Origin of the sequence: Pseudomonas sp. Pseu.R1 (assembly GCF_045764065.1) — a bacterium.
Lineage (GTDB): Bacteria > Pseudomonadota > Gammaproteobacteria > Pseudomonadales > Pseudomonadaceae > Aquipseudomonas.
The window spans coordinates 4,971,615-4,989,239 of the sequence record NZ_JBJGEE020000001.1; the positions used below are offsets into that span (position 1 = coordinate 4,971,615).

The 17,625-nt window shown below is 58.1% G+C and carries 17 protein-coding genes; 10 read left to right on the plus strand and 7 right to left on the minus strand.

Annotation, left to right across the window (positions count from 1 at the left end; genetic code table 11):
• The first annotated feature begins 42 nt into the window (after positions 1 to 42).
• Positions 43 to 411: a diacylglycerol kinase gene (locus ACI5GA_RS22630; RefSeq protein ID WP_404638438.1), complete on the plus strand. Its 369-nt coding sequence runs from the start codon at positions 43 to 45 to the stop codon at positions 409 to 411.
• A gap of 131 nt (positions 412 to 542) precedes the next feature.
• Here ACI5GA_RS22630 and ACI5GA_RS22635 read toward each other — a convergent pair whose 3' ends face one another.
• A complete protein-coding gene (locus ACI5GA_RS22635; RefSeq protein WP_404638440.1) occupies positions 543 to 1,469 on the minus strand; it encodes a LysR family transcriptional regulator in 927 nt (308 codons plus the stop codon).
• Between the two features lie 122 nt (positions 1,470 to 1,591).
• On the opposite strand from ACI5GA_RS22635, the gene ACI5GA_RS22640 reads away from it, so the two are divergent.
• Both ACI5GA_RS22640 and ACI5GA_RS22645 read left to right on the plus strand, forming a co-directional pair.
• Positions 1,592 to 2,371 (plus strand): ferredoxin--NADP reductase, encoded by a 780-nt coding sequence (locus ACI5GA_RS22640; RefSeq protein WP_210040485.1) that lies wholly within the window; start codon positions 1,592 to 1,594, stop codon positions 2,369 to 2,371.
• A 374-nt stretch (positions 2,372 to 2,745) separates the two neighbouring features.
• Positions 2,746 to 3,867, plus strand: coding sequence for a beta-ketoacyl-ACP synthase III (locus ACI5GA_RS22645; RefSeq protein WP_421424319.1), 1,122 nt, complete (start codon positions 2,746 to 2,748; stop codon positions 3,865 to 3,867).
• Positions 3,868 to 4,070: 203 nt separating this feature from the next.
• On the opposite strand, the gene ACI5GA_RS22650 is transcribed toward ACI5GA_RS22645, so the two are convergent.
• Entirely contained in the window at positions 4,071 to 5,387 is a 1,317-nt protein-coding gene (locus ACI5GA_RS22650) for a putative porin (RefSeq protein ID WP_421424320.1), read from the minus strand.
• A 278-nt stretch (positions 5,388 to 5,665) separates the two neighbouring features.
• Between ACI5GA_RS22650 and ACI5GA_RS22655 the strand changes: the two genes are divergently transcribed.
• Positions 5,666 to 6,793: a GNAT family N-acetyltransferase gene (locus tag ACI5GA_RS22655; RefSeq protein WP_421424322.1), complete on the plus strand. Its 1,128-nt coding sequence runs from the start codon at positions 5,666 to 5,668 to the stop codon at positions 6,791 to 6,793.
• A 131-nt stretch (positions 6,794 to 6,924) separates the two neighbouring features.
• Here ACI5GA_RS22655 and ACI5GA_RS22660 read toward each other — a convergent pair whose 3' ends face one another.
• The 4 genes from ACI5GA_RS22660 to ACI5GA_RS22675 form a co-directional block, all read right to left on the minus strand.
• Entirely contained in the window at positions 6,925 to 8,784 is a 1,860-nt protein-coding gene (locus ACI5GA_RS22660; protein ID WP_421424325.1) for an ABC transporter ATP-binding protein, read from the minus strand.
• 191 nt (positions 8,785 to 8,975) lie between these two features.
• Complete coding sequence (locus tag ACI5GA_RS22665; RefSeq protein WP_404638451.1) at positions 8,976 to 9,533, minus strand: peptidylprolyl isomerase; 558 nt, start codon at positions 9,531 to 9,533, stop codon at positions 8,976 to 8,978.
• 232 nt (positions 9,534 to 9,765) lie between these two features.
• Positions 9,766 to 10,548, minus strand: a complete 783-nt coding sequence (locus ACI5GA_RS22670; RefSeq protein ID WP_421424326.1) for an alpha/beta fold hydrolase — start codon at positions 10,546 to 10,548, stop codon at positions 9,766 to 9,768.
• A 25-nt stretch (positions 10,549 to 10,573) separates the two neighbouring features.
• A complete protein-coding gene (locus ACI5GA_RS22675; protein WP_404638455.1) occupies positions 10,574 to 11,500 on the minus strand; it encodes a LysR family transcriptional regulator in 927 nt (308 codons plus the stop codon).
• A 49-nt stretch (positions 11,501 to 11,549) separates the two neighbouring features.
• On the opposite strand from ACI5GA_RS22675, the gene ACI5GA_RS22680 reads away from it, so the two are divergent.
• From ACI5GA_RS22680 to ACI5GA_RS22700, 5 genes are all read left to right on the plus strand, one after another.
• On the plus strand, positions 11,550 to 11,864 hold the full coding sequence (locus ACI5GA_RS22680; protein ID WP_404638457.1) for a 3-phosphoglycerate kinase: 315 nt from the start codon (positions 11,550 to 11,552) through the stop codon (positions 11,862 to 11,864).
• Positions 11,865 to 12,026: 162 nt separating this feature from the next.
• Positions 12,027 to 12,626, plus strand: coding sequence for an FMN-dependent NADH-azoreductase (locus ACI5GA_RS22685; protein ID WP_404638459.1), 600 nt, complete (start codon positions 12,027 to 12,029; stop codon positions 12,624 to 12,626).
• Between the two features lie 231 nt (positions 12,627 to 12,857).
• Positions 12,858 to 13,724, plus strand: coding sequence for a carboxylate/amino acid/amine transporter (locus ACI5GA_RS22690; RefSeq protein ID WP_421424327.1), 867 nt, complete (start codon positions 12,858 to 12,860; stop codon positions 13,722 to 13,724).
• Between the two features lie 174 nt (positions 13,725 to 13,898).
• Positions 13,899 to 14,132, plus strand: a complete 234-nt coding sequence (locus ACI5GA_RS22695) for a hypothetical protein (RefSeq protein ID WP_404638463.1) — start codon at positions 13,899 to 13,901, stop codon at positions 14,130 to 14,132.
• A gap of 234 nt (positions 14,133 to 14,366) precedes the next feature.
• Complete coding sequence (locus ACI5GA_RS22700; protein ID WP_421424329.1) at positions 14,367 to 14,612, plus strand: hypothetical protein; 246 nt, start codon at positions 14,367 to 14,369, stop codon at positions 14,610 to 14,612.
• 65 nt (positions 14,613 to 14,677) lie between these two features.
• On the opposite strand, the gene ACI5GA_RS22705 is transcribed toward ACI5GA_RS22700, so the two are convergent.
• Positions 14,678 to 15,931, minus strand: coding sequence for a mechanosensitive ion channel family protein (locus ACI5GA_RS22705; RefSeq protein WP_421424330.1), 1,254 nt, complete (start codon positions 15,929 to 15,931; stop codon positions 14,678 to 14,680).
• 176 nt (positions 15,932 to 16,107) lie between these two features.
• Between ACI5GA_RS22705 and ACI5GA_RS22710 the strand changes: the two genes are divergently transcribed.
• A complete protein-coding gene (locus ACI5GA_RS22710) occupies positions 16,108 to 17,448 on the plus strand; it encodes a DEAD/DEAH box helicase (protein WP_421424332.1) in 1,341 nt (446 codons plus the stop codon).
• Positions 17,449 to 17,625: the final 177 nt, after the last annotated feature.

Here is a 17,625-nt window from a genome sequence, read left to right on the forward strand (position 1 = left end):
TGAACTAGCCTCCAACGTCTTCATTTATCAGTAGTTTCTTCTATGACGTCGCCCTTCAAAGGCCAGACTGGCCTCAAACGTATTCTCAACGCTTCCGGTTACTCGATCGATGGCTTGAAGGCTGCCTTCAAAGGCGAAGCGGCTTTTCGTCAATTGGTGTTGCTCAACGTCATCCTGATCCCGCTGTCGTTCCTGTTTCATGTCAGTCGCGGCGAGCGGGCGATCCTTATCGCGGTCTGCCTGCTGGCGCTGATCGTCGAGCTGCTGAACTCGGCCATTGAGGCAGCGATTGACCGGATTTCGCTGGATCGCCATCCGCTGTCCAAGAACGCCAAGGACATGGGGAGTGCGGCCCAGTTCGTGGCGTTGAGCATGATTGCGGTGGTGTGGGCGCTGATTCTGCTGGGCTAGTGCTTTCGCCGCCGAGGTGGCTTCCACACTGATCGTACCGAATCGAAATCTCGTTTTCGACATCGAACCTGTGGGAGACGGCCGGGCGGCGCTCCGCTTGCTGGCGAATGCGTTGATCCTGAGATGAACGATCAGGCGATGTTGGGCAGCACGATCTCGTCACTGCGGCGCACACCCGCTGTCAGCGAACGGCACAGGTCGAGAAATTCGCGAATGGCGTTGGTCTGGTACTTCTGTTTGTGCCAGATAAAATAGAACTGCCGCACCAGATCCAGCTCCGGGGTTTCCACGGCCACCAGGCTGCCGCGTCGAAAGGCATCCCGCAGCGCCAGCCGGGATATGCAGCCAATCCCCAGTCCGGATTCCACGGCTCGTTTGATGGCCTCGGTGTGCTCGAGCTCCAGGCGCACGTTCAGGCTGTTGAGGTGGTGGCGCATGGCCTGATCGAACGTCAATCGCGTGCCTGACCCTTGCTCTCGAAGAATCCAGGCTTCCCGCGTCAGTTCCTCCAGGGTTGCTTGCCCGCGTTTGGCCAACGGGTGTTGGGGGGCGCAGAACACCACCAGTTCGTCTTCCACCCAGGTTTGCACTTCAATGTCCGGATGCCCGCAATCGCCTTCGATCAGGCCTAGGTCGATTTCGTAATGCGCGACCTGCTGCACGATGTTGGCGGTATTTTGCACATGCAGTTTCACGTGGCTTTCCGGATGACGCTGCATGAAATTACCGATCAGCAGCGTTGCCAGATAATTGCCGATGGTCAGCGTGGCGCCGACCGCCAGCGAGCCAAACCCGGATTTGCCATTGAGCAGGTCTTCGATTTCCTTGGCCTGATCGAGCAGGGCCACGGCTTGCGGCAGCAGTTGGCGACCGGTTGCGTTAAGACTCAGGCGTTTGCCCGCACGGTCAAACAACTGGCAGCTCGATTGCCGCTCAAGCTCAGTAAGTGAGGTGCTGGCTGCCGATTGCGACAGCGACAGCTGCACGGCGGCCCGGGAAACGCTTTCCTGTTGGGCGACGGCGACAAATACTTGCAACTGACGAAGTGTGAATCGCATATCTATATAACCGATAACCCATATCTTGATAATTCAGTTAACAGATATTGTGTCTGCCACTAGAATATCGCGCAATGGCGCTTTCACTGGCGCATGCAAATTTTCAGGAGTTCCCACGTACCATGAGCAACATGAATCACGAGCGTGTCCTCAGCGTTCATCACTGGAACGACACCCTCTTCAGTTTCAAGTGCACCCGTGATCCAGGTCTGCGCTTCGAGAACGGTCAGTTCGTCATGATCGGTCTGCAGCAGCCAAACGGGCGCCCGCTCATGCGTGCCTACTCTATCGCCAGCCCGAACTGGGAAGAGCATCTGGAATTCTTCAGCATCAAGGTGCCAGACGGCCCGCTGACGTCTCAGTTGCAGCACTTGAAGGAAGGCGACGAGATCATCATCAGCAAGAAGCCTACCGGCACGTTGGTGCTGGACGACCTCAAGCCTGGCAAACACCTGTACCTGCTGAGCACCGGCACTGGCCTGGCGCCATTCATGAGCGTCATTCAGGACCCTGAAACCTATGAGCGATTCGAAAAGGTCATCCTGTGCCACGGCGTGCGTTATGTGAACGAAGTCGCCTACCGCGAGTTCATCACCGAGCACCTGCCGCAGAACGAGTTCTTCGGCGAAGCGCTGCGCGACAAGCTGATCTACTACCCGACCGTTACCCGCGAGCCGTTCGAAAACGAGGGCCGTCTGACCGACCTGATGCGCAGCGGCAAGCTGTTCAGCGACATCGGTCTGCCACCGATCAACCCGCAGGACGACCGCGCCATGCTGTGCGGCAGCCCAAGCATGCTCGACGAAACCAGTGAAGTGCTGAACAACTTCGGCCTGACCGTTTCGCCACGCATGCGCGAGCCAGGTGATTACCTGATCGAGCGCGCCTTCGTCGAGAAGTAAGCCTGATCGGCTTGCACGGATGTGCAGGCCAGAGATCCGACCCCATCGTGGATGAAATCCTCGCGCAGTCACTGTGCGAGCAGGTTCGTCCGCGATCGAGTCAGTACAGGCACTGGTCATTCGGTGTCTGAAAAAAACCGCCTGGAGGTCACGGACCAGGCGGTTTTTTTGTGGCCGCCATTCACCTGCCCGGTAGCGCCAAATTCCGGCCGTTGTGGCACACTTCGCGGCTAAAACAGCAACGCATTACAAATACCCGTCTCCCGCCAGCGGGGGATTTTTATCGTTGCATTGGTACTGTCGTTCCATAAACAGCCAGCACCGTGCTTGCGCAGGCGTTTTGTCTGCTGCCATCCAAAAAGAGAGGAACGACCGTGTACGACGTCGTGATCAGTGGCACAGGGCTTTTCACCCCGGCCAACAGCATTTCCAACGATGAGCTGGTGAATTCGTTCAACACCTACGTCGCGCAGTTCAACGCCGACAACGCTGCCGCCATCGAGGCCGGCGAAGTTCAGGCGTTGACCGAATCCAGCGCTGCTTTCATCGAAAAGGCCAGCGGCATCAAAAGCCGCTTCGTCATGGACAAGGATGGCATCCTCGACCCGCAACGCATGAAGCCTCGCCTGCCGGAACGCTCGAACGAGGAGTGGTCGATTCTGTGCGAAATGGGTGTCGCCGCCGCGAAGCACGCGTTGGAACGCGCTGGCAAAACCGCTGCCGACATCGATGGCGTGATCGTCGCCTGCTCCAATCTACAGCGTGCGTACCCCGCAATCTCTATCGAGATTCAAGCGGCGCTGGGCGTTCAGGGCTTCGGGTTCGACATGAACGTGGCGTGCTCGTCGGCCACGTTCGGGATTCAGACGGCTTACAACAGCGTCAAACTGGGCCAGGCCCGAGCGTTGCTGGTGATCAGCCCGGAAATCTGCACCGCCCATCTGAACTTCCGTGACCGCGACAGCCATTTCATTTTTGGCGATGCGGCGACGGCGGTCGTCGTCGAGCGTGCTGATCTGGCGACCTCCGAGCACCAGTTCGACATCGTCAGCACCAAGCTTCTGACCAGCTTCTCCAACAACATCCGCAACAACTTCGGCTTTCTGAATCGCGCTGCCGAAGAGGGCGAGGGCAAGCCGGACAAGCTGTTCGTTCAGGAAGGCCGCAAAGTATTCCGCGAAGTCTGCCCGATGGTGGCTGAGCTGGTCGGCACCCACTTGGGGGAAAACAGCCTCAATGCCAGCGATGTGAAACGTTTCTGGCTGCATCAGGCCAACCTCAGCATGAACCACCTGATCGTGAAAAAGTTGCTCGACCGTGATGCGACTGTGGAAGAGGCCCCGGTGATTCTCGACAGTTACGCCAACACCAGTTCGGCGGGGTCGGTGATCGCGTTTCACAAATACCAGGATGATTTGCCCAGCGGCGCGTTGGGTGTGCTCAGCTCGTTTGGGGCCGGGTATTCGATTGGTAGCGTGATTTTGCGTAAGAAGTAACCCGACAGACGCCTCACTCCCACAGTAGTTTTGTGTTCGGTGTGAATCTGTTTTGATGTTGGAAATAAAAACAGCCTGGGCTGCCCTTTCGGAACGGATGATGGGGATCCGACAGGGCGACACCAGGCTGTGAGAGTCGCTTCAAGCCCTGAGGGAGCGCTCAGGGCTTGAAGCTTTTAACGTGAAGCTTGGGGCGGTGCTTCTTAGAACTTGGCATTCACGTCCAGTTGCAGGGTGTTCGCGTCTTCGTCGCGCGGTGCGCCGGAGTAAGCGAAGTCTGCTTTGGTCAGGAAGTAAGTCGCGCCGAGGGTGAAGTTCTTGTCGACATCATAGGTCACGCTCAGCTTATGGCCGCGCGAACCGGTAGTGCCGTTGGCGAAGTCGGAGTCGGTGAACGCGCCCACCACTGCGTTACGCTGAGTATCGCGGTAGTTGTAGTCCAGACCAAAACCGAGCACTTTGGTTTTTACACCGGCTAACCATGCAGTGTCCTGGTTGCTGTCGGTAGCGCTGTTGACCACGTACTGGCCGTAGAGGCCCAGCGGAACTGCCAGACCGGTGAAGTCCAGTTGGCCGAAGCCTTCATACAGGCGGAAGTCATTGGTGTTGTTACCGTTGATGCCCAGGCCACAGAACGTGGTGCTGGTGCTGGCAGCGGCCGGGTTACAGTCGTTTGAGTTCGAGTATTGGTAGACGGAACCACCAACGGTCAGTTTCGCCGCGTCGGCGATACCGATACGTGTACCCAACTGAGCAGCGTTCAGGCGCAGGTCATTCTTGAACTGGGTGCCGTCACCGCTGATGTTGTCTTTGAGGGTGTAGGTACCCGCGCTACCGAACAGCTCGAAGCCCTTGCTCACTGGCAGGCTGTAAGTGGCGGCCAGACCTTCCGGGTTGATGTCGGCGTCCCAGATGACGTCGCCTTCGCTGACCCACGGCTGAGGCATCTTGCCGCCGATCAGGTGCAGGTTCTTGACCGCGTCCGGGTGGAAGTCGATGTAGCCTTGATCCAGCCACAGGTCTTTCTTGGTGAAGTAGTCGTTCTGGTCGACGTTGGTAGAGTTGGCCTTGTTATCGCCGCCAGTGGCGATACGGATACCGGTGCTGACTTGCGGGGTCACGTCGGTATAGGCGCCCAGGCGGACACGGATACGCTGACGGTTTTTATCCTGGCTGTTGTTCTGATCGTCGATCTTGACGGTTTCCTGACGAACGCGAACGTCACCTTTGAACTGGGTCTTGGCAGCCCAGGCCACTTTCTGTTCGAACGCCGACAGTTCAGAGGACTTGGCGGTGGCAGCAGCGATCTGGTCGGCCTGTGCCTTCTGAGCTTGTGCTTGAGCCTGTTGATCCTTGGCCAGTTCGGTTTGCAGTTCGGTGTATTGAGCCTGCGAAATCGAACCGTTGGCCTTGAGCATGTCGAGCAGTTTCGCGTCGACTGCGGCTCTGGCCGGAACACTGGCGGCCAGCAGCAAACCACCACACAGGGCTGCCGCAGTTTTCGTGGAAGCAAGACGCATATCAATCTCCGTAGATGAGAGGGATGACAAAGCCATCCAGGGAACAACCGACCGTTTGATGGACGGAAAAAAATTCAGGTTTTAGGAACGTGGGGTTCTAAAAACAGGCGCCAGTATCACGATCGTTTATGACAGGGAGATGGCTAGGTGATGGCATGTCGATGACATCTATATGATTTGCGGAACCCGCGGGCTAGAGCGTTGTCCCGCAAATTTCATGTGCAAATGTTCTCAATAGGTGATACTGCGCAAACGTTGGCGGGTAGGGGGAGAGGTCGATGTCGTTGCATCGTTTGGACAGGTTGTCGGATCTGGCGGCCGCAGAATGGGACGTGTTGATTCCCGGTGATTCGCCTTTCCTGCGTCATGCGTTTCTTAGCTCGCTGGAAGACAGTGGCAGCCTCGGGCCTCGTTCCGGCTGGCGCGCCGAGCACCTGCTGCACTACGAGAACGACCGCTTGATCGCCGCGCTGCCGACTTACCGTAAATGGCATTCCTACGGCGAGTACGTGTTCGATCACGGCTGGGCCGATGCCTGCCGCCGCGCGGGTATTGCCTATTACCCCAAGCTTCTGGTGGCCGTGCCCTTCAGCCCGGTCAGCGGGCCGCGGTTGTTGGCGAAGACCCCGGAAGAGGGGCGTGAGCTGATCGCGTGTCTACCCGGTTATGCCGAGGCAGAGGGGCTCTCAAGCGTGCACGTCAATTTCACCGAACCGGTGATTGACGCGTTGCTCGCCGAGCAGCCGGGCTGGTTACAACGCATCGGCTGTCAGTATCACTGGCAAAATCGCAACTATCGCGACTTTCAGGATTTCCTCGACGCTCTCAGTTCTCGCAAGCGCAAACAAATGCGCAAGGAGCGCGAGCAAGTGGCGGGGCAGGGCTTTGAGTTCGAATGGTTGGAAGGTCATGCGCTGAGCGAGGCACATTGGGATTTCGTCTACGCCTGCTATTCGAACACCTACGAGATACGCGGGCAGGCGCCGTACCTCACTCGCGAATTTTTCAGCCTGGTGGCCGAGCGCATGCCCGAGGCGATTCGCGTGGTGTTGGCCAGGCAGGGCGCACGGCCGGTGGCGATGGCTTTCAGTCTGATCGGTGGAGGCAGTTTCTACGGGCGTTACTGGGGCTGCCTGGCCGAGTTCGACCGGCTGCATTTCGAGACGTGTTTTTATCAGGGGCTGGATTACGCCATCGCTCATGGCATTCAGCGTTTCGATGCGGGAGCGCAGGGTGAACACAAGCTGATTCGCGGCTTCGAGCCGGTGATCACCCACTCTTGGCACTACTTGGCGCACCCTGGCTTGCGTGAGGCGGTGACGGATTTTCTGGCGCAGGAGCGGGCGGGGATTCTGGCCTACGCCGAAGAGGCGCGCAGAGCACTGCCGTACCGGCAGGGGGAGTGAAACCGAGCGTCATCTGTACACGGAACAACTGTGGGAGTGAGCCTGCTCACGAGAGGCCGGTACATCCGCTACATCTCTAGCGTTTTAAATGCCTTCTCGTGAGCAAGCTCACTCCCACAGGTTCTGCGTTGTTACAGCGATTGCGGCGCGAGCGGGAAATCCTCGACGCCCACAAACCCTCCGGTCTGATGCGCCCACAGCCGCGCATACAGCCCTTTATGCGCCAGCAGCTCGGCATGGGTGCCGCTCTCGGCAATACGTCCGCCTTCAAGCACGATCAGCCGGTCCATGCGCGCAATGGTCGAGAGCCGGTGGGCAATGGCAATGACGGTCTTGCCCTGCATCAGCGTTTCCAGGCTTTCCTGAATCGCCGCCTCCACTTCCGAGTCCAGCGCTGACGTCGCCTCGTCCATGATCAGGATTGGCGCGTCCTTGAGCAGCACTCGGGTGATCGCGATCCGCTGCCGTTGACCGCCCGACAGCTTCACCCCACGCTCGCCCACGTGAGCGTCCAGCCCTGTGCGGCCTTCGGAGTCCGACAGCAGCGGAATGAACTCATCGGCCCGTGCCTTGCGCATGGCCTCCCACAGCTCAGCGTCCGTCGCGTTGGGCTTGCCGTACAGCAAGTTGTCGCGGATCGAGCGATGCAGCAGCGAAGTGTCTTGGGTAATCATGCCGATGTGCGAACGCAGGCTTTCCTGAGCGACGTGGGCGATATCTTGATCGTCGATGGTGATGCGACCGCCTTGTACGTCGTACAAACGCAGCAGCAGGTTCACCAGCGTCGATTTACCCGCCCCGGAAGGCCCGATCAGGCCAATCTTCTCACCCGGTTTGATGTCCAGATTCAGGTTGTGAATCACGCCCTTGTTCTTGGCGTACTGGAAACTCAGGTGCTCAAATTTCACCTCGCCACGGCTCACGTTCAGCTTCGGCGCGTTGTCGCGATCAGTGACGCCGACCGGTTGCGAGATGCTCTGCAAGCCGGCCTGCACCATGCCGATGTTTTCGAAGATGCCGTTGACCACCCACATGATCCAGCCCGACATGTTGACGATACGGATCACCAGGCCGGTCGCTAGGGCAATCGCGCCCACCGAGATGACCGACTGACTCCACAGCCACAGCGCCAGCCCCGTGGTCCACACGATCAGGATGCCGTTGAGCGTGGTGATCACGGTGTCCATTTCGGTGATCACGCGACCGGCCAGTTGAGTCTTCTCGGTCTGTTCGCTGATCGCCTCGCGGGCGTACTGTTGTTCGGAACTGGTGTGGGCGAACAGCTTGAGCGTGGTGATGTTGGTGTAGCCATCGACGATGCGGCCCATCAGCTTGGAGCGTGCATCTGAGGACACCACTGAGCGCGCCTTGACCCGGGGCACGAAGTACCACAGCGCCAGGGCGAAACCGGCGATCCAGCTCAACAGCGGGATCATCAGGTGCCAGTCGGCTTCGGCGAAGAGCACCAGCGCGCCGATCGAGTAAATCAGCACGTGCCACATGGCGTCCACGGTTTGCACGGCCGAATCGCGCAGCGCGTTACCGGTCTGCACGATGCGCTGGGCGATGCGTCCGGCGAAGTCACTCTGGAAGAAGTTCACGCTCTGCTTGAGCACGTAGGTGTGGTTCTGCCAGTTGATCAGGCTGGTCATGCCGGGGCTGATCGTCTGGTGCACGAGCAGGTCGTGCAGGCCGACGAAAATCGGGCGCAGGACCAATGCGACGATCACCATCCACGTCAGCTCGAAGGCGTGATCACTGAAGAAATTCGGGTTCGGCGCGCCTTGCGCCAGGTCGATGATGCGGCTCAGGTAGCTGAACAGCGACACCTCGATCAGCGCGCCGATCAGGCCGACCACCAGCAGGGCGAGAAAACTCGGCCAGACTTGCTTGAGGTAATACACGTAAAATGCGACGACCTGATTGGGCGGCGCGTCGGTCGGTGCTTCGCGGAAAATGTCGATCAGCTTTTCAAAACGACGATAGAGCATTGGCTATGACGCCCACGCTTGAGCGGGCTCTCCTTGCTGATGGGCTGTTGTGCGAACTTCTTTGCACGATGCTACGCGCATCCCCGGATCAGACCACAGGTGGCCCCGATTGCTCAGGTTTTTTCATGTGATCTGTCCCCCATAAACGAAAAAGCCGGGCGCGTGCCCGGCTTTCGTGCACTTCAGGCAGCTTAGTTCACGCGCTTGGCCGACTTGATGTAAATCGGGTCCAGCGGCACGTTCTGCATGCCTTTTACGTTACCAGTCTGGACATTGACAATCTGATCCACCACGTCCATGCCTTTGACGACCTTGCCGAACACCGCGTAGCCATAATCGCGAACACCGTGGTCGAGCATGCTGTTGTCCACCACGTTGATGAAGAACTGGCTGGTGGCCGAGTTCACATCCGAGGTGCGTGCCATGGCGATGGTCCCGCGCACGTTATGCAGGCCGTTGTCCGCTTCGTTCTTGATCGGGTCGTTGGTTGGCTTCTGCACCATCTGCGCGGTGAAGCCGCCGCCCTGAACCATGAAGCCCGGAATCACACGGTGGAAAATGGTGTTGGAGTAGAAGTTGCTGTCCACGTACTTGAGGAAGTTCGCGGTGCTGACGGGCGCCTTGTCCTGGTTCAGCTCGATTTCAACCTGACCGAAGCTGGTGTCCAGCACAACGTGGGGCGCCGGAGCGGCCATCAGGTTGGAAGCGAACAGTACAGCGGCGGCAGAGAGGGCGATTTTTTTCAGCATGGGGCAGTGGTCCTGAATGATTGTTCAACTGCAAACGTTGGCAAGGGAAGCACGTTTGCGGGGATTTTGACAGGGGTGGGTGAGTTCGACGCGATCTTTGAGGTGGGTGGAGATGCCTTGGTGTGGGCAATCATTGTGGGAGCCGGCTTGCTGGCGAATGGGGTATGTCATTCAACATTTATGTTTCAGGCCCGACGCCTTCGCCAGCAAACCGGCTCCCACAATGATTGCGTCAACGGGTCGAAAGGAATGCCATGAGAACGCGATTGAATTCCTCTGGCTGATCCAGCGGCGTGGCATGCCGCGAGTCGGCAATCACCACCATCCGGGCATTCGGAATCAGCCGCGTATAGGCCTCCTTGAGCGCTACCGGCGTGTAATCGCGATCCGCCGTCACGATCAGTGTCGGGCACTGGATGCGCGAGAGTTTTTCCTGCACGCCCCAACCGACAATCGCGCTGAAACTGGCCAGGTACGCACGTTTTTCGTTCTGTGCCCAACGCTTGGCAATCTTTTCCCGCAAATCGGCCTGTCCGGGCTTGGGGAACAGGTTCTTGCCCAGTGCCTTGCCGATGGCTTGCATGCTGAACACCCGCGCCAGTAGCCAGCGCTTGGCGAATTGCTTCACATCATCAAACCCTTTGATTTTCACCTCGGGGGCGCTATTGACGATGGTCAGGCTTCTCAGCAGTTGCGGATGATCGACCGCCAGTTGGAAGCCGATCATCCCGCCCATCGACAGCCCCACAACATGCACCGGGCCGGGTAGCAGATGATCGAGGAGGGCTTCGATATCGGCGCTGAAACCGGCAATGCTGTAGCGTTCACGGGGCTTGTCGGAGCGCCCGTGGCCCCGGACATCGACGGCAATCACTCGGTAGTGCGCAGCCAGTGTCGGGATTTGATATTCCCAGTCCCGGCAGCTCGATCCCAGGCCATGAATCAGTAGCACGGGATCGCCGCGGCCGTATTCTTCGTAGTGCAGAGCGCAGCCGTCGTGTTCGAAGTAGGGCATGAGAAATACGTCCTTGTTGTCGAGATCAAACCACCGGCTGTGGCGCAGCGAACGGCGCATCCAGCGGCGCGGTGTCGAAGCTCTGGATCAACTCGATCAGAATCTGCGTGGCAGGCCCCAGTGGTTTTTCCTTGCTGGCGTAAAGATAGAAGGTCGGGTTGCGGCTGCCACCTTTATCCAGCGGCAAAGGCTTCAACACGCCTTCGCGAATTTCGCGTTCGATCATGTGCCGAGGCAGCCAGGCGAAACCCAGCCCGCTGCTGACGAACTTTGCGGCTGTGGCCAGGCTACCCACGGTCCAGCGTTGTTCGGCGCCCAGCCAGCCGACGTCGCGGGGCTGATTGCGCCCGGAGTCACGAATCACCACCTGCAATTGGCTTTCCAGATCCTGAAAGGTCAACTCGCGCTGCATCTGATGCAGTGCGTGATCGGGGTGAGCGACGGCCACGAACTCGACGCTGCTCATCTCGGTACCCAGATAACCTGGAATGTTGAAGCCGCTGATGGCCAGGTCTGCCACGCCTTCGAGCAACACCTCTTCGACACCGGATAGCACTTCCTCACGCAGCCTCACGCGACAACCCCGGCTTTGCGGCATGAAGGCCGTCAGTGCGCGCACCAGTCGAGCGTTGGGGTAGGCGGCGTCCACCACCAGTCGTACTTCCGCTTCCCAGCCCTGTTCCATGTGGTGGGCCAGGTCTTCCAGTTGGCTGGCGTTTTTCACTAACTGTCGTGAGCGACGCAGCAGCACTTCCCCGGCGTCGGTCAGCACCGCCTTGCGTCCGTCGATGCGCAGCAGCGGCACGCCCAATTGATCCTGCATTCTGGCCACGGTGTAGCTCACCGAGGACTGCGAACGGTGCAAGGCTTCGGCCGCCTGGGCAAAGCCGCCATGATCGACCACGGCTTGCAGCGTGCGCCATTGATCAAGGGTCACGCGGGGCGCTTTCATCTCTCGTTCCTTCTGTCCTAAGCTGGCAGTCTTTATTGGAGACTGCCGCATGAAAAAAATCTGTTGTGTGCTGCTGACGATGTTGCCCTTGAGTGCCTTTGCCTACCCAATCGATGTGGAGAAGCACATCAACGGCGTGCAAATCGACTACAACAGCCACGACACGGCCTACGACATCGGCAACATCACGGTGAACAACTACGGCGATGTTCCGGCCAAGTGCTCGGCGGTCTTCAGCAACGGCCCTGAGGCCCCAAAAACACGGCGAGTGCAGATTGCGCCGAAAAGCAGCGCCAACGTTACCGTCAAATTCAGCCGCGAAATTGTCAAATTGCGCATCAAATTGACTTGCGATCCGCAATAAGCGCCAGCGGCCATGGCGAGAGAGCCTAAAGGTCTCTCGCCAACAAAACAAATAATTAGATATTTAGTAGCAGTTTTTTACGCTTTTTTATCGAATAAATCACCACTAACCTTCACTCCATCGAATTCACACACCCATTCAATTCGCTGGAGGCCACACCCCATGTCTCGCGTACTCATCATCGAAAGCAGTGCTCGTCAGCAAGATTCCGTTTCCCGTCAACTGACTCAGCAGTTCATCAGCCAATGGCGCGCCGCGCACCCGGCGGACGAAATCACCGTCCGCGACCTGGCCGTCAAACAGGTGCCTCACCTGGATATCGAGCTTCTGGGTGGCTGGATGAAGCCTCAGGATCAACGCAGCGCCACTGAGCAAGCGGCTCTGGAACGCTCCAACGAACTGACGGATGAACTGATCGCCGCAGACGTCGTGGTCCTGGCTGCGCCCATGTACAACTTCGCGATTCCGAGCACGCTCAAGTCCTGGTTCGATCATGTACTGCGCGCAGGCGTGACCTTCAAGTACGGTGAGGCCGGCCCTCAAGGTTTGCTGACCGGCAAGCGCGCCTACGTCTTGACCGCTCGCGGCGGCATTTATGCCGGTAGCACGCTGGATCATCAGGAACCGTATCTGCGTCAGGTACTGGGCTTCGTTGGCATTCACGATGTCACGTTCATTCACGCTGAAGGCCTGAACATGGGCGGTGACTTCTCCGAGAAGGGCCTGAACCAAGCCGTCGCCAAACTGGCTCAAGTGGCCTGAGGGGGTAACGCTTAATCGTCTGTTAATGCCTGCGAGGGATGCTCTTCATCGTTCATCGACTCTCCTTTGGTACTCGAACCGCTCCTGAGTACATCGCCCGATCCACCCGCCTGATAGTGCTGGGTGATCGGGTTTTTTATTGCCCGGCCGGTATTCCTCCAGGAACGGTGTAATGCTTGAAGGACGGGGCGCTAAGCGGCTAAGGTCGCGGCCTTCGAAAAAGGGGCGACTATGGCTTATCTATTGTTTGTCACGTTGATCCAGGCATTTTCCTTCAGCCTGATCGGCGTATATCTGGCAGGGCACGTCGACAGCTACTTCGCTGTGCTGATTCGCGTGGTACTGGCCGGGCTGGTGTTCATCCCTCTGACCCGCTGGCGTCAGGTGGAACCGACCTTTATGCGCGGCATGCTGTTGATCGGCGCGTTGCAATTCGGTGTGACCTACGTCTGTTTGTATTTGAGTTTTCGCGTGCTCACGGTCCCGGAAGTGCTGCTGTTCACCATCCTCACGCCGCTTCATGTGACGCTGATCGAAGACGCTCTCAATCGTCGTTTCAATGCATGGGGCCTGCTGGCCGCCATCGTTGCGGTGCTGGGCGCCGTGATCATTCGTTACGACCGCGTTGATGCCAATTTCCTCGGCGGCTTCCTGCTGCTGCAACTGGCCAACTTCACCTACGCCGCCGGTCAGGTGCTGTACAAGCATCTGGTGGCGCGCCATCCGAGCGATCTGCCGCACTATCGACGTTTCGGCTACTTCTACCTCGGCGCATTGGCCGTGGCGTTGCCTGCATTCCTGCTGTTTGGCAACGCGCAGCATTTGCCGGACGCACCGCAACAGTGGGTCGTGTTGCTGTTTCTGGGCCTGTGTTCGACCGCGTTGGGCATGTATTGGTGGAACAAGGGGGCGTGCCTGGTCAATGGCGGGACCCTGGCGGTGATGAATAACCTGCATGTGCCAGTCGGGTTGCTGATCAATCTGTTGATCTGGGGGCAGAACGAGGACTTGGCGAAGCTGTTTTTTGGCGGTTTAGTGATCGTTTCCTCGGTGTGGATCAGTCGTCGGGGCCTCCATCAACGCTTGGCAAATCCTTGAAAGTGTCGGTCTAGACGCTCCGGTGCCCGACATCATTGGAGTTGATGTTCGATATCTGTATGCGTGGTTTTTCATGTTGGGGTCAACCGAATACATTGGCCCCAACGAAACGAATTAAACCGCTTACAGCGAAACTCAACTTAAGAAGTTATTCACTTACCGGAGATTCAGATCATGAAAAAATCCATCGCATTCGGCTTTGCACTTTCGATCCTGGCAGCAGGTTCTGCTTTCGCCAGCCCTGAGAAAACTTACCAGCGGGCTATCGTAGATGCTTCCAGCACCACCGTTCTGGACAGCAAAGTGGCCAGCAAAGATGCCGTCAAACCCTTTGATACCAAGGCTTCCAGCACTGTGATCGTCGCTGAAAACCGCAAAGAGTTCGGTTCGAGCTATCAGCGTTACTGAGTCAAGCTACACCGTTCAGCTCCACCTGAACGCACTTTAAAAGCCCGGCGGATGCCGGGTTTTTTATTGGGCGGATGTTTATTGAATTCACGGAAACTATTGGGCCAATAGTGAGGTTGCTATTATCAGCTCACTTGATGTTTGGCATGAATAACGATGCTTTTTAATGGTGAGTCTGTCCGAATAAATTGGCTTCAACACAACGATTCATCCCAACTTACCGGAGAGAACATCATGAAAAAATCAATCGTCCTTGGCTTCGCACTTTCAGTTCTGGCGGCCACATCTGCCTTCGCCAGCCCACAGACCACCAGCGTCGGCCAGACTGTCTACCTTGCACCGACCTACATTCACGCCATCGCCATCGACACCAAAGTCGCTGACAAATCCAGCGCCAAAACCGTCGCCAGCCAGTCGACCAGCACCGTGATCGTCGCTGAAAACCGCAGCGAATTCGGCTCGCAGTACCAGCGCTACTGATTGCCGACACTCGGCAGTGAAATCAAAAGCCCGGCGGATGCCGGGCTTTTTGTTTGCGGTCTCACTCACCGCACCCCCAACCCCACCCGCATATCCGACCCGCTCGGCTGTTGATACAAACTCAACCCGAACTCCGGCAGCACTGCCAGCAGGTAATCGAAAATGTCCCCCTGAATCCGCTCGTAATCCACCCAACTGGTGGTGCGAGTGAAGCAGTAGATTTCCAGCGGCACGCCCTGAGCGGTGGCTTCCATCTGGCGGACCATGCAGGTCATGTCCGAATGAATGTCGGGGTGGCTCTTCAGGTAGGCCAACGCGTAGGCGCGGAAGGTGCCGATGTTGGTGATGCGGCGGCGGTTGGCGGACAACTCGGCGACATTGCCTTGTGCTTCATTCCAGGCTTTCAGCTCGGCTTTCTTGCGGCCTATGTAATCGGTGAGCAGGCGCACTTGGGTCAACTTTTGCTCCTCGGCATCGGCGACGAAACGCACGCCGCTGGCGTCGATGAACAGGCTACGTTTGATGCGACGACCACCCGCCTGCTGCATCCCGCGCCAGTTCTTGAACGACTCGGACATCAGGCGCCAAGTGGGGATCGAGACAATCGTCTTGTCGAAATTCTGCACTTTGACGGTGTGTAAGGTGATGTCCACCACGTCGCCATCGGCCCCGACTTGCGGCATTTCGATCCAGTCGCCCACGCGCAGCATGTCGTTGCTGGTCAGTTGTACGCTGGCGACGAACGACAGCAGGGTGTCCTTGTAGACCAATAGAATCACCGCCGACATCGCGCCAAGTCCCGACAGCAGCAACAGCGGAGAACGGTCGATCAGGGTGGCGACGATGATGATCGCGGCGAACACGTAGAGGATCATCTTCGCCAGTTGCACATAGCCCTTGATCGAGCGGGTACGAGCATGTTCAGTGCGTGCGTAGAGATCCAGCAGGGCGTTGAGCAGAGCGCCGACGGTCAGCATCAGAAACAGAATGGTGAACGCCAGTGCGATGTTGCCCAGCACATGGGCAGTGGTGGCGCTGAGGTCGGGCACCAGATTCAGGCCGAACTGGATGACCAGCGACGGCGTGACCTGCGCCAATCGATGAAAAACCTTGTTGTGAAGGAAGTCGTTGATCCAGAACAGCGCAGGCTGGCGCCCCAGCGCCTTCATGGCGTACAGAATCACGAAACGCATCAGACGACCCAATGCGAGCGCTGCGACCAACAACATCAGCAGGCCCAAGCCGGTGCGCAGCATGGGCTGGTGTTCGAGCACGTCCCAGAGTGACTGAATGCGCAGCCAGAGTGATGAAGTGTCCATGGACGCAAGTTCTCCTGCAGAAAAAAGGCGCGATTAAATCATTGATGAGCGCAACAGTGCTGCAAAGGGCAAATCCGGAAACAAAATGCCCCCGTTGAGCTAAAGAAACTCGGCGAAAGCCGCTTAAACCGGTAACCTATGCGACTGTTTTTTTGCACACCGCCGAGGTAACACCCGTGTTCTCCCAATTCGCCCTGCACGAACGCCTGCTCAAAGCCGTGGCCGAACTCAATTTCGTCGAGCCTACGCCTGTGCAAACAGCGGCCATTCCGCTGGCGCTGGAGGGGCGTGACCTGCGGGTGACGGCGCAAACCGGCAGCGGCAAGACTGCCGCATTTGTATTGCCGATGCTCAATCGTCTGATTGGCCCGGCCAAAGTCCGTGTCGACATTCGTGCAGTCATCCTGTTGCCGACCCGTGAGCTGGCCCAGCAGACCCTCAAGGAAGTCGAGCGGTTTTCGCAGTTCACCTTCATCAAGGCCGGCCTGATCACGGGCGGCGAAGATTTCAAGGTACAGGCCGCCATGTTGCGCAAGGTGCCGGACATCCTGATCGGTACGCCGGGCCGCCTGCTGGAGCACCTGAATGCGGGCAACCTGGACCTCAAGGAAGTCGAACTGCTGGTCCTCGACGAAGCCGACCGCATGCTGGACATGGGCTTTGCCGAAGACGTCGAGCGTCTGGCCAACGAATGCGCCAACCGTCAGCAGACGTTGCTGTTCTCGGCGACCACCGGAGGTTCGGGCCTGCGCGAGATGATCGCCAAGGTGCTGAAAGATCCGCAGCATTTGCAGGTCAACAACGTCAGTGAACTGGCCGAGGGCGTTCGTCAGCAGATCGTGACCGCCGACCACAACGTGCACAAAGAGCAGATCCTGCACTGGCTGTTGGCCAACGAGACCTATCAGAAGGCGATCATTTTCACCAACACCCGCGCCATGGCGGACCGCATTTACGGTCGTCTGGTGGCGCTGGAGTACAAAACCTTCGTACTCCACGGCGAAAAGGATCAAAAAGACCGCAAACTGGCGATCGACCGTCTGAAGCAGGGCGCGGTGAAGATTCTGGTGGCCACCGACGTGGCGGCCCGTGGTCTGGACGTCGAAGGTCTGGACATGGTCATCAACTTCGATATGCCGCGTACCGGTGACGATTATGTTCACCGCATCGGCCGTACCGGTCGTGCAGGCGCTGAAGGGCTGGCGGTGTCGCTGATCACCCACGGCGACTGGAACCTGATGTCGAGCATCGAGCGCTACCTGAAGCAGAAGTTCGAGCGTCGCACCATCAAGGAAGTGAAAGGCAGCTACACGGGGCCGAAAAAGGTCAAGGCTTCCGGCAAGGCAGCGGGCACCAAGAAGAAAAAAACCGACGGCAAGAGCGACAAGAAAAAAGCGCTCGCCAAGGCACCGACCAAACGCAAGTCGACCAACCGCCCGAAAGCCGAGTCGCTGGTGAGCCAGGACGGTATGGCGCCGCTGAAGAAGCGTGTGGTGCGCCCGCCGGTTTCTGAGTAAGCCTGAAGTGCTGTGATGCCCCCCTGTGGGAGCGAATTTATTCGAGAGACGTCGGTTCAGTCGATAGAAATGTGTCGTCTGATAAACCGTATCGCGAATGAGTTCGCTCCCACAGCGCGATCTTCATCCCCCTCCTGTTTCTCCCCGGCCACAACCGCTCAGCGAATCCGCTGAACG

What these genes read in the sequence shown, in the direction of transcription:
- ACI5GA_RS22695 (WP_404638463.1), top strand. Translation starts at nt 13,899, where the DNA reads ATGAAAAAATCCATCGCATTCGGCTTTGCACTTTCGATCCTGGCAGCA.
- ACI5GA_RS22635 (WP_404638440.1), bottom strand. Translation starts at nt 1,469, where the DNA reads ATGCGATTCACACTTCGTCAGTTGCAAGTATTTGTCGCCGTCGCCCAA.
- ACI5GA_RS22640 (WP_210040485.1), top strand. Translation starts at nt 1,592, where the DNA reads ATGAGCAACATGAATCACGAGCGTGTCCTCAGCGTTCATCACTGGAAC.
- ACI5GA_RS22660 (WP_421424325.1), bottom strand. Translation starts at nt 8,784, where the DNA reads ATGCTCTATCGTCGTTTTGAAAAGCTGATCGACATTTTCCGCGAAGCA.
- ACI5GA_RS22650 (WP_421424320.1), bottom strand. Translation starts at nt 5,387, where the DNA reads ATGCGTCTTGCTTCCACGAAAACTGCGGCAGCCCTGTGTGGTGGTTTG.
- ACI5GA_RS22655 (WP_421424322.1), top strand. Translation starts at nt 5,666, where the DNA reads ATGTCGTTGCATCGTTTGGACAGGTTGTCGGATCTGGCGGCCGCAGAA.
- ACI5GA_RS22675 (WP_404638455.1), bottom strand. Translation starts at nt 11,500, where the DNA reads ATGAAAGCGCCCCGCGTGACCCTTGATCAATGGCGCACGCTGCAAGCC.
- ACI5GA_RS22700 (WP_421424329.1), top strand. Translation starts at nt 14,367, where the DNA reads ATGAAAAAATCAATCGTCCTTGGCTTCGCACTTTCAGTTCTGGCGGCC.
- ACI5GA_RS22665 (WP_404638451.1), bottom strand. Translation starts at nt 9,533, where the DNA reads ATGCTGAAAAAAATCGCCCTCTCTGCCGCCGCTGTACTGTTCGCTTCC.
- ACI5GA_RS22630 (WP_404638438.1), top strand. Translation starts at nt 43, where the DNA reads ATGACGTCGCCCTTCAAAGGCCAGACTGGCCTCAAACGTATTCTCAAC.
- ACI5GA_RS22690 (WP_421424327.1), top strand. Translation starts at nt 12,858, where the DNA reads ATGGCTTATCTATTGTTTGTCACGTTGATCCAGGCATTTTCCTTCAGC.
- ACI5GA_RS22685 (WP_404638459.1), top strand. Translation starts at nt 12,027, where the DNA reads ATGTCTCGCGTACTCATCATCGAAAGCAGTGCTCGTCAGCAAGATTCC.
- ACI5GA_RS22705 (WP_421424330.1), bottom strand. Translation starts at nt 15,931, where the DNA reads ATGGACACTTCATCACTCTGGCTGCGCATTCAGTCACTCTGGGACGTG.
- ACI5GA_RS22680 (WP_404638457.1), top strand. Translation starts at nt 11,550, where the DNA reads ATGAAAAAAATCTGTTGTGTGCTGCTGACGATGTTGCCCTTGAGTGCC.
- ACI5GA_RS22670 (WP_421424326.1), bottom strand. Translation starts at nt 10,548, where the DNA reads ATGCCCTACTTCGAACACGACGGCTGCGCTCTGCACTACGAAGAATAC.